Origin of the sequence: Undibacterium sp. Di24W, from assembly GCF_049340325.1 — a bacterium.
Lineage (GTDB): Bacteria > Pseudomonadota > Gammaproteobacteria > Burkholderiales > Burkholderiaceae_D > Undibacterium.
The window spans coordinates 541,658-556,369 of sequence record NZ_JBMPOP010000003.1 but is presented as its reverse complement, the minus strand read 5'-3'; the positions used below and the strand labels follow the sequence as shown (position 1 = coordinate 556,369).

At 44.9% G+C, this 14,712-nt stretch carries 14 protein-coding genes; 11 read left to right on the top strand and 3 right to left on the bottom strand.

Annotated elements, in window-relative coordinates; all coding sequences use genetic code 11:
- Positions 1-25 precede the first annotated feature (25 nt).
- Together rfbF and ACO0KZ_RS08715 are read right to left on the bottom strand one after the other, a co-directional pair.
- Positions 26-796, bottom strand: coding sequence for a glucose-1-phosphate cytidylyltransferase (rfbF, locus tag ACO0KZ_RS08720; protein ID WP_422994765.1), 771 nt, complete (start codon positions 794-796; stop codon positions 26-28).
- Positions 793-3,000, bottom strand: coding sequence for a tetratricopeptide repeat protein (locus ACO0KZ_RS08715; RefSeq protein ID WP_422994763.1), 2,208 nt, complete (start codon positions 2,998-3,000; stop codon positions 793-795). Before ACO0KZ_RS08715 ends, rfbF begins: the two co-directional genes overlap by 4 nt.
- Positions 3,001-3,326: 326 nt before the next feature.
- Here ACO0KZ_RS08715 and ACO0KZ_RS08710 point away from each other — a divergent pair, with 326 nt between their 5' ends.
- From ACO0KZ_RS08710 to ACO0KZ_RS08675, 8 genes are all read left to right on the top strand, one after another.
- Positions 3,327-4,814 carry a flagellin gene (locus ACO0KZ_RS08710; RefSeq protein WP_422994761.1) on the top strand — a complete coding sequence of 496 codons (1,488 nt, stop codon included), beginning with the start codon at positions 3,327-3,329 and terminating at the stop codon, positions 4,812-4,814.
- A gap of 92 nt (positions 4,815-4,906) precedes the next feature.
- On the top strand, positions 4,907-5,281 hold the full coding sequence (locus tag ACO0KZ_RS08705) for a flagellar protein FlaG (protein ID WP_422994759.1): 375 nt from the start codon (positions 4,907-4,909) through the stop codon (positions 5,279-5,281).
- 145 nt (positions 5,282-5,426) lie between these two features.
- The gene (gene fliD, locus ACO0KZ_RS08700) at positions 5,427-7,442 is read left to right on the top strand and encodes a flagellar filament capping protein FliD (RefSeq protein ID WP_422994757.1); all 2,016 of its coding nucleotides are present in this window, start codon (positions 5,427-5,429) and stop codon (positions 7,440-7,442) included.
- Positions 7,443-7,456: 14 nt separating this feature from the next.
- Positions 7,457-7,930 carry a flagellar export chaperone FliS gene (gene fliS / locus ACO0KZ_RS08695; RefSeq protein WP_422994755.1) on the top strand — a complete coding sequence of 158 codons (474 nt, stop codon included), beginning with the start codon at positions 7,457-7,459 and terminating at the stop codon, positions 7,928-7,930.
- Positions 7,931-7,933: 3 nt separating this feature from the next.
- Positions 7,934-8,269 (top strand): flagellar protein FliT, encoded by a 336-nt coding sequence (locus ACO0KZ_RS08690; protein ID WP_422994753.1) that lies wholly within the window; start codon positions 7,934-7,936, stop codon positions 8,267-8,269.
- 3 nt (positions 8,270-8,272) lie between these two features.
- Entirely contained in the window at positions 8,273-9,661 is a 1,389-nt protein-coding gene (locus tag ACO0KZ_RS08685; protein WP_422994751.1) for a flagellar hook-length control protein FliK, read from the top strand.
- A complete protein-coding gene (locus tag ACO0KZ_RS08680; RefSeq protein WP_422994869.1) occupies positions 9,648-9,926 on the top strand; it encodes an EscU/YscU/HrcU family type III secretion system export apparatus switch protein in 279 nt (92 codons plus the stop codon). The genes ACO0KZ_RS08685 and ACO0KZ_RS08680 overlap by 14 nt, the downstream gene beginning before the upstream one ends.
- A 47-nt stretch (positions 9,927-9,973) precedes the next feature.
- On the top strand, positions 9,974-10,735 hold the full coding sequence (locus ACO0KZ_RS08675) for a flagellar brake protein (protein ID WP_422994749.1): 762 nt from the start codon (positions 9,974-9,976) through the stop codon (positions 10,733-10,735).
- An 81-nt stretch (positions 10,736-10,816) separates the two neighbouring features.
- Here ACO0KZ_RS08675 and fliE read toward each other — a convergent pair whose 3' ends face one another.
- Positions 10,817-11,092, bottom strand: a complete 276-nt coding sequence (gene fliE, locus ACO0KZ_RS08670) for a flagellar hook-basal body complex protein FliE (protein WP_422994868.1) — start codon at positions 11,090-11,092, stop codon at positions 10,817-10,819.
- 271 nt (positions 11,093-11,363) lie between these two features.
- On the opposite strand from fliE, the gene fliF reads away from it, so the two are divergent.
- The 3 genes from fliF to ACO0KZ_RS08655 are packed head-to-tail and all read left to right on the top strand — an operon-like array spanning position 11,364 to position 14,698.
- A complete protein-coding gene (fliF, locus tag ACO0KZ_RS08665) occupies positions 11,364-13,052 on the top strand; it encodes a flagellar basal-body MS-ring/collar protein FliF (protein ID WP_422994747.1) in 1,689 nt (562 codons plus the stop codon).
- Positions 13,045-14,040, top strand: a complete 996-nt coding sequence (fliG, locus tag ACO0KZ_RS08660; protein ID WP_422994745.1) for a flagellar motor switch protein FliG — start codon at positions 13,045-13,047, stop codon at positions 14,038-14,040. Before fliF ends, fliG begins: the two co-directional genes overlap by 8 nt.
- The gene (locus ACO0KZ_RS08655) at positions 14,033-14,698 is read left to right on the top strand and encodes a flagellar assembly protein FliH (RefSeq protein WP_422994743.1); all 666 of its coding nucleotides are present in this window, start codon (positions 14,033-14,035) and stop codon (positions 14,696-14,698) included. The genes fliG and ACO0KZ_RS08655 overlap by 8 nt, the downstream gene beginning before the upstream one ends.
- The last annotated feature ends 14 nt before the right edge of the window (positions 14,699-14,712 follow it).

The following is a 14,712-nucleotide window of genomic DNA, read 5'->3' as shown; positions in this document are numbered from 1 at the left end:
ATTTCATGCGACCGTGTCTTCAGTTCTACCATTTGCGCCACGGCGCTTTGCCAGCTTGCCACAAATCTTCCAACAGATTCTTTTCGCGCAAAGTATCCATCGCTTGCCAAAAACCATCATGCTCGTATGCCATCAATTCGCCTTTGCGAGCGAGTTCGGACAACGGCTCTGCTTCCCAACTTGTTGCATCTCCAGAAATCGTATTGAGAACTTCAGGTGACAGCACAAAGAAACCACCATTTATCCATCCACCGTCGCCTCGCGGCTTCTCAATAAATCCCTGCACAGTATTTCCATCGCGCTGCAAAGCGCCATAGCGGCCAGGCGGTAAGACAGCAGTGACCGTCGCCAGTTTCCCATGCTCACGATGGAAGGCAATTTGTCGCGCAATATCAATATCAGAAACGCCATCACCATACGTGAAACAAAATGCTTCTTCATCCTTAACATATTGCGCCACACGTTTTAGGCGTCCACCAGTCATCGTCTCTTCGCCTGTATCCACCAAAGTGACGCGCCAGGGCTCCGCATGACGTTCATGCACCTCAACTTGGTTTGTACTCATATCAAACGTTACGTCTGACATATGCAAAAAGTAGTTAGCGAAATATTCCTTGATCACATAACCTTTATAGCCACAACAAATCACAAAATCATTGACACCATGATGTGAATAACTTTTCATAATATGCCAAAGTAAAGGATGCCCTCCCACTTCAATCATCGGTTTTGGTTTTAAATGCGTTTCTTCTGAGATACGGGTACCCAATCCACCCGCTAGAATAACTGCCTTCATGACGCCTCGCTTTCACAATAGATCTGCCACATTTGCCGAAACGCTTTATCTACAGAACGTGCAAAACCTAGCTCATCCATTAGTGGAGAGTTTTCTGTCTCACCCCGCATATGTTCGCGCAAATAAGCGAGTCGTTCAATATCATGTGCCAAAATAACTGCCTTTTCCGCATATTCTGCCTCGCTGTTGGCGATCCACTCTGGATGCCCAACTGCATGCAAGATGCTAGAACCAATTCGTCCGATTGAAGGTCGACCCGCTAAGGTAATGTACGGAATACCCATGTATATGCATTCAATCAACGTTGTCCCAGAATTGTGAGGAAAACAATCGAGTCCAATATCAAATTCCCGCATTGCTGCTGACACTGGCGTTGAATAGCCTACTTTTATGCGCTCACGCTCAATGCCATATTTAACAAAACGAGAGGCCATTTCGTCTTGCACGGCAGGGTCTTTGAAATCGCCACTATCGATCACTAAATGCGAATTCGGTATTGCATCCAAGATTGTAGCCCACACCCTGACTACTCTATGGTTCAGCCGAACCGAACGAGACAACGTACCAAATGTAATGTATCCGTTTCGAAAATAAGGTAATGGGGTTTGTTCAAAATTAAGTTTATTGGGCCTATATGCGTACGCAGGGCCATCCAAAGCCCAAATTTTCTCCGAAAAATAACGCTGAGCGCCGCCTTCCACCGTCGGTTTATCAGTCAAGTAATAGTCAATCGCACTTAAACCGGTTGTATAGCCATAATCCAACCAATGCACCGATACTGGCGCTGGTTTTCGCGCGAATACTGCTAAGCGATTACCGTTTGTATGTCCAGATAAATCGATAAAAATATCGATCTTATCTGCAATAACTCGACTCGCAAACTCATCGTCAGTCATTCCCGTCGTCACTATATATTGATCTACAATTTCTTTGTAACGCTGCGTTTTCTCATCTTCTTTGACTACATTAGAGTAGGCAATGATCTCAAATTGAGTGCGATCTTGGTGCTCAAGCAAAGGAATCAAGAAGTACGCACAAACATGGTTATAAAAAGACTGTGTTGCGTAGGCAATCTTTAGTTTACGGGTAGGATTCTTATCATTTGCATAGGTGCGTTTTTTGAAATAAGGTTGTGCAAAACGTTTGTCAAATTCTTTGTAAGCATCAAAGATCACCTCTGCACTTAAGTCAGGATGATAATTCAAGCAAAACAATAAATTGGTATACACGCGCAGGTTGAAATTACTATGGGCATCTGCGCGGTACGACAATGCTCGTATGTATGCTTCAACTGCCGCATCGAGATGATTTGCATCACGTAGGACATCTGCAAAACATGCCCATAATTCAGGAAGATCGGGTGTTTTTGATAGAGCCTCTTCGGCAAGATCTATCGCCTCTTGCAACTGTCCATTTTGCCGCATCGCGTCGATTAGGTTGGGATAGACCTGAAACAAACCTGGTTGCAACTCCAACGCTTTTTTATAACAGGTAATCGCCTCTTGATAATTTGCGTCTACACGGTAGGCCAGTCCTAAATTGTTGTAGGTAAAGGCTTGATTTGGTACAAGCTCCAATGACTTTAAAAAATTGGTAATCGCCTCCTTAGCACGTCCGACCATCCTCTGTGCATTACCCAAATTATTATAAGCAACCGCCATTTTGGGATCGATTTGAACAACACGACTTAAGAACCGCTCTGCTTCAGCGCCTCTATCTTGAGAATTAAGACTACATGCCAAATTATTCAATACATGAGGATTATTTGGTAGCAAAGCGAGTGCTTGACGGAAAGCAATTTCTGCATCAACAAACTTCTCCCTCTCTAATAAAGCCAAACCATAGTAATCCCAGCCCACGCCATTTTTCGGATAATGTTGAATTAACCATAAAGCCCCCTCTTCCCACAAGTCAATCGCACGGTCGGTCTGAAGTCTGGTTAACAATTCATAGTAGGCTTTGAATTCAGGGGCAATACCCAGACAAGAAAATCCTTTCTTGAGCGAGGTCAATGTCTCTTTATACAGACCCATCTCAAATTGGAGCTTAGCAAAAAAATAATTTACCTCAGCCGAGTTTGGGAAACTATTTAAAATTTCTCGATTTCGCGCATATGCCAAATCACGTTTCCCCTGATCATAGAGATCTCGAACTTCACGCATTTGACGTTCCAATGCCGTACTAGAAGTTTTCGATTTACTCATTTGTATCCCTTTGCGATCAAAAAAACCTCATTAACAAATTAAAGTCATCTGTACTGTGAACCATTTTATCCTAGATAATCAGACTTAATTTCAAAAATAGACACAAGAAAATATCTTAGTTTCACCCTTAAAGTTTTCAATAAAACTGCCGATAGGCGACCAAACTCGAGTTACTTTAGGAAAAAAATATTAGTTTATTTTGGGAAATACGCTAAATGTTTTCGGTGAGCGCCCGATAAAGTTTGCAACGGCGGTGCAATGGTCAACAAGACAGACCGAAGTTCAAGCTAAGCGTCGAATCGAATTAACCAGTTAGGAGAACCATCATGTCTTCATTTATTAATACCAATATCGCGTCTTTAAATGCACAACGCAATTTATCGACTTCCCAAAGTTCATTAAATACTTCATTACAACGTCTGTCTTCAGGTTTGCGTATTAATAGTGCGAAAGACGATGCTGCAGGTTTAGCGATTTCCGAGCGTCTGTCTTCACAAATTGGTGGTCTGAACCAAGCCGCTCGTAATGCAAATGACGGTATCTCTCTCGCTCAAACGGCTGAGGGTGCTTTATCTCAAATCGGCACTAACTTACAACGTATTCGTGACTTGGCTGTACAGTCTGCCAATGCGTCTAACAGTGTCACTGACCGTGCGGCCTTGAACAACGAAGCAACGCAGTTGATATCTGAAATTAACCGCGTCGCTAGTAATACTAACTTCAACGGTGTTAATCTGTTAGATGGCTCGTTTTCTTCCCAAACTTTCCAAGTCGGCGCAAACGGCACAAGCAATGATCAAATCTCGATAGCCTCAATCGCAAGTGCGAAATCCAATGCGCTCGGTGTTGGTGCCGGATCATCTAGCTCGACGACAGTAACTGGCGCAGGTGCAGTAACGACTAACACCTTTGCAGCTGGCGATCTGTCTATTAACGGCTATCAAGTAGGCGCCAGTGCAACTGATGGTGTGTCTAACGTCAATGCCAGTGCAAGTGGCATCGCAAAAGCGGCAGCAATTAACGCGGTCAGCGGACAGACTGGTGTTACAGCAACTGTCGGCTCGACAACTGTTGCTGGCGCCTCTAACAGTTCGGCAACAGCAATCGCTTCTGGTGATATCACTATCAACGGTGTGAACATCGGTGCGTTGTCTGCATCGACAACAGGTGCTGGACGTGGTGCGCAACTTTCTGGCGCGATCAACGCCGTTAGCAGTCAAACAGGTGTGACAGCTACTTTCAACACTTCGACAGGCGCCATTGCGCTAACTGCTGCCGACGGTCGCAACATTGACGTTGTCACAAGTACCAATGCGGCGGCAGTGACAGCCAATACTGGCTTGACTCAAACATCGGGCGTAACAACGATCGCAACGTCAACCTTGACTTTGAGCTCAACAAGTTCCGCAGGTATTACGGTCGCAAACGGCGTTGGCGGCGGCTTGGCAGCGGCCAACCTTACAAGCGGTTACACCTCAGCTACTGTGACAGTCGGCGCGGGCGTCTCATCACTTAACTTGAGTACGGCGGCGGGAGCGACAGCGGCATTAACCACCATTGATTCCGCATTGCAATCAATCAATACTTCTCGAGCTTCTTTAGGTGCTTATCAAAACCGTTTCTCATCTGCGGTTTCGAGCTTGCAAACAACATCTGAAAACTTGACAGCTTCACGTAGCCGTATCCGTGACGCAGACTTCGCTTCAGAAACTGCAACACTGACTCGCGGTCAGGTATTGCAACAAGCAGGTACAGCGATCTTGGCACAGGCAAACGCGTTACCACAAGGCGTATTGGCTCTGTTAAGAGGTTAAGCGATAATGTAGTCCACCACATTATTCATTGATGTAGACTGTCCCCTGCCCAAGTTTTTTGGTCAGGGGAATTTTGCTTAAAGGAAAAGATCATGGACATTCAATCGATAGGCAGGAATTTGCCTTCTGGACCATCGGTCGCAGAAAAACTTCCAGCCCCTCCGTCAGCTGCTGTGGCGAATACGCAAAATGCGACAAATGCACAGACGTTATCCGCCGTTACTCAAACGGCAAAAGCGCCCACTGCTAGTGAAGTTAACAAAGCTGTTAGTGATATCAACAAGACGGTGCAAGCGATTTCACAAAATTTGGAATTTACGGTCGATACCGACGCCAACGAAATCGTTGTTAAGGTAGTGGATCAACAAACAAAAGAAGTGCTACGCCAAATCCCTACCGTGGAAGCTTTAGAGATTGCAAAGTCTCTAGACAAGCTGCAAGGTTTGCTGATCAAGCAACAGGCCTGATTTCACTGATCATCTACATATTTCAAAGCACGAACGATGCGACAAATCTTGCAAGATTAAAATAGATAGGTAAATGCCCCTCTAAAGTCTGATTTGCTTTTGCCGTTAACTTGTATAGTACGAATACTTACAAAAGGGGAACGTGGTGGGCATACAATCAACCGGAGTTGGCTCTAACTTAGATGTGAATAGTCTCATCACTAAGTTGATGCAAATCGAAAGCCAGCCGCTAACGACCCTCGCAAAAAAAGAAGCTAGTTATCTTGCAAAACTGACGGCGTATGGATCGTTAAACGGGGCCTTGAGCTCATTTCAAAGCAGCTTCGTCGGATTAAATAGTACTGCGGCCTTTCAAAATTTAACCGCGAACGTTGGCGACGCTAGTATCTTGTCGGCCAGCACTACCAGCGTTGCTACTGCAGGCAATTACAACATCAATGTGACGCAACTTGCCAAGGCTCAGACCATTTCTAGCGCTGGTCAAGTCAGCACAACGAACACCATAGGTACTGGTGCTGCGACGACTGTTTCATTTCAATTTGGCACCATCAGTGGTGGCACTTTAAGCAATGGCGTTTATACTGGCGCTAGCTTTGCCCAAGATGCGAATCAGGCGATCGGCACGGTCACTATTGATAGTTCAAATAATTCTTTGCAAGGTATTCGTGATGCTATCAATGCTGCTGGCAAGGGCGTTACTGCATCTATTGTTGGCGATGGCTCTGCCACGCCCTATCACTTGGTTCTGAGTTCGAATAAAACCGGTTTAACCTCCAGCCTAAAAATTGATGTGAGCGGCGATGCCACGTTGCAGTCATTACTTAGCTACAACCCGGCAGGCACACAAAATCTAAGCGAAACGACAACTGGGCAGAATGCCAACTTGTCGATCAACGGCATCAATATTACTAGCGCTTCCAATACAGTCAATGATGCGGTGCAAGGAGTTCCAATTACAGTGGCAAAAATCGGAAGCACGACGCTCGCCCTAAACAATAATACATCTGGCGTTGTAAATTCCATAAATACTTTTGTCAAAGGCTACAACGACCTTCAAGCGACCTTAAAGTCCCTTACCGGCTTTGATGCGTCAACCAAAAAAGGTGGAGTATTAATTGGTGACGCTGCCGCTCGTGGTGCGCAGACTCAAGTGCGAAATGCCTTGTCTTCTGCTGTTAACGGCTTGGGCGGAAGTATTACGACTCTGTCATCGATAGGAATTACTTTCCAGAAAGATGGCACATTAAGTGTTGATTCGACTAAATTACAAGCTGCGGTCAATACCAATTTCAAAGAGATCAGTGGCCTGTTCACGACGATAGGTAAGGCCACCGATAGCCTGGTTAGTTACAGCACATCGAGCACGACAACAGCACAAGGCAGTTATGCGCTAAATGTGACGGCATTAGCCACCCAGGGCAACCTGACAGGTGATCTAGATCTAACAGCGGGCAGCACCACAATCAATCCGAGCACCAGCATCAATGTCACAGTGGACGGTACTAGCGCTGCGGTATCACTTGCGGCTGGCACGTATACAGCTAGCCAACTAACAACTTTATTGCAAACTTCAATTAATGGCAACACGGCATTCACTAATGCAGGCATTAAAATTACTGCCACTACGACGGGTGGCGGCTTTCTAAAGTTAACTTCAAATAGCTTTGGCAGCACATCCAATATTACTCTGGCTAACGGTACTGGAACCAGCATATCAACGCTCGCGGGAACGATTTTTAGCGGCACTCCTGGAACAAATGTTACCGGAACTTTTAATGGCATTGCTACGACAGGTGCGGGACAGTTTTTAACTGGCAATGCGGGTTCTGCGGCGGATGGCTTGAAAGTTCTCGTTGCGGGCGGCGCAACTGGAGATCGAGGCACCGTTCATTTTTCTAAAGGTTATGCGAGTCAATTGAATACCCTATTCGGTACGATCACTGGGAGTGGCGGCAGTATTGCCAGTACCACTGATGGTGTCAACCGCTCTATAAAAGACATTGGCAAACAAAGAGACATACTCAACAGTCGATTGATCGATACTGAAGCACGCTACCGAGCTCAATTTACCGCATTAGATAGAATCGTAAGTGGCTTGAATAACACAAGTTCATTCCTGACACAGCAACTTTCAGCTTTAACTGGTAGTAACACCAAATAATTAAGGATTCATATATGTTTGGCTCTTCTAACTCACATGGCGCTAATGCCTACGCAAAAGTTGGTATTGAAACCGGCGTTATCTCTGCCAGCCCGCATAAGCTGATCGTTATGCTTTATGACGGTGCTATCGTTGCATTAAACAATGCGATTCAGCACATGAAAAATAGCGACATCCCCGCCAAAGGCCATTCCATTTCGAAGGCGATCGCTATCATTGAAAATGGCTTGCGCGCCAGCCTCGACAAAAAAGCTGGTGGTGAGATTGCAGCGAGTTTAGATGCTTTGTATGAATACATGACTAACCGTCTACTTCAAGCAAATATCAATAATCAAGTGGAAGGACTCACTGAAGTTCAGGGCTTGTTACGCGATCTCAAAGCGTCATGGGAAGCCATTGCCCCAGATAGCAACAGACCCAACATTGAAGCGCCACTACCCCAGCTTGACCCACTCGCCCCACGTCGCGCGAATCTCTTTGAGGCTTGAACCATGAATAGTTTAGAATTGTTAAACGTGTATGAAAAAGTTGCTCACATCACTGCAGAAATGCTGGTCGCTGCGCAATCGAATGATTGGGAATTATTAGCTCAATTGGAAGGTGACTGCAGTACGCATGTGAGTACACTAAGAGAATTTGAGGGGCCAAGTGAATTACCTGCTGATTTGAAAGCGAAGAAGGTATCTATCATTAAACGAATTCTGGCTGATGATCGTGCGATTCGAGATATTACCGAACCATGGATGCAAAATTTAGCTAACTTAATGAAAAGCTCTAGCACGACCCGTAAACTTTCACAAAGCTATGGTGCCAATCAAATGGGATAATGCATGTCAACAATTTTCCCCCGCTTAGATCCCAATCTATTGATCACCACAGCTGTAGAAGGACCGACTGCTTTAAGATCAATAGAGGCGATCAAACAGGACGTCATACAAAGATTGAGCCAAGATGGGATAGGCAAACATATTCAAGGGGAAGTGCTTGCAAAACTAAGCGATGGAAGTTTTGTGGCGAAAGTAGATGGAACCCCAATGCGCTTGAGCTTGCCAAGCAATACGCAAGTTGGCGAAAAACTGTCATTAACATTGTTACACCTTACGCCTCGTCCCGTGTTTTTATTGAATGGACAAAGCCAAGTCACTCTGCTCGACACACCCCAAAAATTCAGAGCGAATGATCCTGTATCGCGTAATTTGGTTCCAGAAAATCAGCCCTTTGAAACTGAGTTTCTCTCAAGTTCCGAGGTACGCACCCAGACAACAAGCACAAACCGCCAAGCAACAAACTCCCCTTCAGATCAGAGTAAGCCAGTATTAACACAAGCTAGTTTCACCAACAATTTACCGCCTACCCAAACCAGCAATCCAGTACATCTAGAACAAACACAGGCTAATTTCACCAACACTCTATCGCCTAACCGCACCAGCAATTCAGTCAAATTATCAGAAACAACAATCGGCCCCGAAAACCACTTCGCCGCAGATTACACGTCCCCAACAACTGGCGAAACCAGTTCAAAAACGGAACTCAGTAACACTGGCCAATTAATCAATAAGTTGATTCTGGAAACAAGCAAACCCGGCGAAAAATTAAGCATCAAAGGGAGCACTCCCCTGGTCAACGACATAGCGGAAAAGCTTCCTATGCCACAATTGGCTAAGCAAATCGAAAGCAATCTACATCAAAGCGTACAAAATAGCGGTCTCTTTTACGAATCGCATGTGGCAGAGTGGTCAATCGGCCAACGCAGTAAGTTGGAGTTGCAGACAGAACCACAGTCTCAGATCGCTGCGAATGTAGACAGCTCAGTATTAACCAACAAGGAAGACGGCAATCATGCCGCTCTCGCACAATTGATTCATCAACAACTCGATGTGCTTGAGCAACAAAAATTACTCTGGACAGGTATGCTCGCGCCGCAAATGCCTGTACAACTTACGATAGAAAAGTCGACACAAAAATCGACTGAGCACGGACACGAAAAACAACAAGAAAAATCTGACTGGCAAAGCTATTTACGCGTCGAGCTACCCAATTTAGGTGTCGTGGCGATGACCATCAATTTACATTCAAATCAACTTCAGCTTAACATCAAGAGTAGCGACAAGAGCACAATGTCAATCTTGAAAACTCAATACAGCACTTTGCAGCAATCGATAGAAAATAACGGAACTCATATCCAGTCATTCACGGTGCAACATGATGAACAACTCTGAGCACCTTATTTCAACTGCTGTTGCGTTAACTTACAGCCCAGAAGATGGGGCTCCGAAAGTGGTGGCCAAAGGTAAAGGCTTGATCGCTGAAGAGATCATCGCTAGAGCCAATGAACATGGTGTGTTTATTCACCAGTCAAAAGAATTAGTCAGTCTATTGATGAAAGTGGACTTAGACGACAACATTCCACCGGCACTCTACGCAGTTGTTGCAGAACTGCTCGCTTGGCTATACTATATAGAAACAGAGATAAAAACAAAATAAGCGATCTCTGCCCCTCCCTACTTATAATTATTACAGAATAAAGCACTATGCAAGCAACGCATCCGTCCTTGGGAACTGAGAATCAAAGTCCATATCAAGTTGAATCAAAAAGAGAGATTCTCTCAATACTGAAAGGTTTCAGGGATAAATCACAATTGATTAGCATGATGATCAACAGTGGTAACGAAGCATTTATTACTTCGGTGCTGGAAATTGACGACAAAAACAACAACATCATTGTTGATAGCACACCAAGCGCCGAAGCAAATCAACGAATTATTGCAGCACCAGCTGTTTTTTTTGATGGTTTACTTGATCGCATCAGCATTCAATTTGCGTCTTCCAACGTCAAAGTTATCTCGTTTGAAGGAAAACCTGCCTTACAAATGCCCGTACCAACAAGTGTGATACGCTTGCAGCGCCGCGAAAACTATAGAATCAATACCCCAGTTTCAACCCCCATCAAATGTGTTATCGCAGTTGAAGTTGATTCGGGCATACAAAAACATAAATTTTCTTTGGTCGATATCAGTTGCGGCGGCATCGCCATCTTGGATGATGGCCGATTGATCGATATCGCGGCTGGAACCAGCTATCCCGATTGTGAGATGGACATTCCGGGCATTGGCTTAATTCAAATGGAACTACAGATACGCAACTCGCAAGAGTTGACGCTATTAAATGGCAAAACTACACGTCGTATAGGTTGCGCATTTTTGAATTTATCTAGCAAGACACTGGCTTCTGTTCAACGCTACATTATGAAATTAGAACGCGAACGGAATGCAAAGTTAACCGGTATTAGCTAGTTAATTTACCAAGAACAGTAAGGCATTAAATATCTAATGAATTTCGAGTTAAATCACTCGAAAGCACCTCGCAGCATAAAGCTAAATTTGCATATTCATAATATCGTGGTATGCAGACACCAGTTTATTTCGTACTTGAATCGTAGTTTGAAATGAGATACTGGCTTTTTGCATAGAAATCATCATATCTGACATGTTCACGCTATCATCACCAAGAGCAAATTTTTTGCCCATCTCTTGAGAGGCGCTTTGCGCAGCACTCACTTGATCAAGTGATGACTTCAAAGCGTCAGCAAAATCTAATTTTGGCGCACCTGGACTAATTGGTGATACTGTATTGCCAGTGCCACCTTCCATTTTTGCTGCAGCCGCTTTCAGTTGCGCAACCATCGCGTCGATTCTACTTTTATCTATTCCACCGACATTCACTTGAGCTCTCCGTTTTTTCAGATATGCTTAGAGTAGCATCGATGACGGTAAGCGTAAGCTCAAGAAGGCGGGTGAAACGGCCGTTTCTCTTGCAATTGAAAATTTCGAAAAGTCGCACAATTGCTAGTAAGGAAAAAACCTTCACAGGGAAACAAAATGCTGCAACATGATTTAGAACAAGACGATAACGGGGGCGAAAATGGCAACCGCAAATGACGCGACTTTAGAAGCGCCGGTACCAGTCGTATTCGGAATCCCGCAAACCCCGGCCGTTAGAACAATTCTCTTGTCGGTCGGTGCCGCGATTACCATTGCAATAATGGTGGGCGTCTGGTTATGGAGTCAGGCACCAGACTATCGCGTGCTTTTTTCTAACTTCAATGATAAAGACGGAGGCGCCATTGTCGCATCGCTCCAGCAACTCAATATTCCTTACAAATATTCAGATGGCGGCGGCGCAATCTTGGTTCCCGCGAATCAAGTGCATGATGCTCGTCTGAAGCTCGCTTCCCAAGGTTTACCAAAAGGCGGCAACGTGGGATTCGAATTGATGGAAAACCAAAAACTTGGCATCTCTCAATTCTTAGAACAAGTGAACTTCCAACGTGCGCTCGAAGGCGAACTGGCACGCTCGATTCAAGCTGTCTCTGCAGTTCAGACTGCGCGGGTACATTTAGCAATTCCCAAAGCCTCAGTTTTTGTGCGCGAACAACAAAAGCCTACTGCGTCAGTGCTACTAAACCTCTATCCAGGTCGAATGTTAGATCAACAGCAAGTGAGTGCCATCATCCACTTGGTTGCTAGCAGCATTCCAGAACTACCAGCGAAGAATGTCACTATCGTCGATCAAAATGGCAACTTATTATCGGATACAAGTAAACAGACAAGTAACAATAATCTGGACCCATCCCAATTAAAATATGTACAGGAATTTCAATCAAACATCGTCAAGAAAATTGAATCAATTATTTCGCCTATCGTAGGGCCACAAAATGTCCGCGCCGAAGCGACAGCCGACATCGATTTTTCGCGCAGTGAACAAGCAGCCGAGACCTATCGACCTAACGCACCACCGGAAGCGAGCACCATTCGCAGTCAACAAACCAGCGAAAGCTATGGAAAACCAGCCAACGCTTCTGGTATCCCTGGTGCATTGAGCAACCAACCTCCAGTGCCTGCAACGGCACCGATCACAGCCGCAGCCGATCAGAATGCCCAAACGGCAGCTGCAGCAAACACAGGCTTGACGCAAAAAGAGTCGACACTCAATTTTGAAGTCGATAAAACGATACGCTACACTCAACAAGCCATGGGTGGACTAAAACGTTTGTCAGTTGCAGTTGTGGTCAACTACAAAACAGAAACAGATAAATCAGGAAAAACTGTTACACGTGCCCTAACTGAAATAGAAAAAAGTCAGATTACCGACTTGGTTCGCGAAGCAATGGGTTACAACAAAGAACGTGGCGATACTTTAAACGTAGTAAATAGCCCGTTTGCAACGCCAGAAAAAATTAAAGCTGAAGATATTCCACTCTGGAAACAGCCTGACGTAATACAAACGGCAAAAGAAGTGGGAAAATACCTTGTGGGTGCTTTACTGTTACTCTACTTATTTTTCGGATATTTGAAGCCGACACTCAACAAACTTACTGGTAAAGATCCGAAATCCCTGCGTAAAGAGAAAGAACAAGAAGAGCAAGAAGCCGCAGCCAGAGCAGAAGAAGAGGAAGCTGCGATTGTTGAATTGAATAATAAAGCTATAGACGCAAACGGCAGACAACAATTGTCCAGTTACGAAATAAACATGGACATGGCAAAGCAATTAGCCGCCAGCGATCCTAAAATTGTCGCAAACGTGATTAAAACATGGGTAAGCAATGAGTGACGACGGGATACAAAAAGCAGCCACCTTAATGCTTGCATTAGGTGAAGATGCTGCGGCCGAAGTGATGAAGCACCTCGGCCCTAGAGAAGTACAAAAGATTGGCGCTGCCATGGCGACCATAGGTGCTATTCCGCATGAATCAATTGCCAAGGTACTTGAGGAATTTAAATCTCAGGCAGATTTGAGTTCCTCAGTGGGACTTGATTCTGACGAATACATTCGTAATGTATTAACCAAGGCACTGGGCGACGACAAGGCATCCTCGCTACTCAACCGCATTTTAGGTGGCAAAGATGCGAGTGGTATCGAGAGTCTGAAATGGATGGACTCCGCATCGGTTGCCGAACTTATTAAGAACGAACACCCGCAAATTATTGCCACTATCCTGGTTCATCTGGAAAGTGACCAAGCGAGTGAAGTGCTCAATAATTTTAGCGAGCGTTTGCGTAATGATGCCGTCCTGAGAATCGCGACACTAGATGGTATTCAACCAACCGCCTTGCGTGAACTCAATGATGTGTTAACCAAACTACTGACAGGAAATGAAAGCCTGAAGAAAAAATCCATCGGTGGCGTTCGTGCAGCAGCAGAAATCCTCAATTTTATGAGTGGTGAAAACGAAGCCTCCATCATGGAGAATCTACGCAAATATGATGGCGATATGGCCGAGAAAATCATGGATGAAATGTTCGTATTCGACAACATTCTCGAAATTGACGATCGTGGAATTCAATTATTACTGCGCGAAGTACAATCGGACTCATTGATTATTGCGCTAAAAGGTGCCAATGCAGACATGCGTGAAAAGATATTCAAAAATATGTCGCAACGTGCAGCGGAAATGATGCGGGAGGACCTAGAGTCGAAGGGACCAGTACGGTTGTCAGAAGTAGAAGCACAACAAAAACAGATACTTTTAATTGTTCGACGCTTAGCCGACGATGGACAGATTATGTTGGGCGCAAAAGGGGAAGACGCCTATGTCTAATGCGCTTCCAAAAGAATTGCAGACAGCATTTCAACGCTGGGAAATGCCGTCTTTTGGTGATGTTCGTCCTACGCATTTAGAGAAAATGGCGGAGCAAGAACAAATTACCCTTGCCGATATCTCTGCTATCAAAGAACAAGCAAAAAATGAAGCCTATGCAGATGCCTATAAAGAAGCCTACGCTATCGGTTATCAAGAAGGTCAAGAGGCTGGCAAAATAGAGATGCAAAAACAAACGATACTGGTAACTAGCCAGTTGGGCGACTTAAAAAATGCTTTTGAAGAACAGCTTTTGAATGCGCAAAACACGATAGGCCATGATCTGATCAAGTTGGCACTTGAACTGGCTAGTGCCATGACTAAATATCGTTTCGAACAATTCCCCGAAGCTATTGCAGATATAGTCAAAGAGGCTATCGCAACCCTGCCCTCTATACAGCAACCAGCACAGATCTTCCTTAATCCAGAAGATTTACAGATGGTAAAAGATCAAATGGGTGATAGCCTAGAACGTGATGCATGGCGTCTGTTACCTGACCATCTTATGACACGTGGCGGCTGCAGAATTGAAACGGCGCAAAATCTGCTCGATGCCAGTTTCGAAACACGCTGGTCGCGCCTGACTCAGGCGTTGCTTGACTTGCATCCAAGTCGGTAAGCAGCTCAATTAGC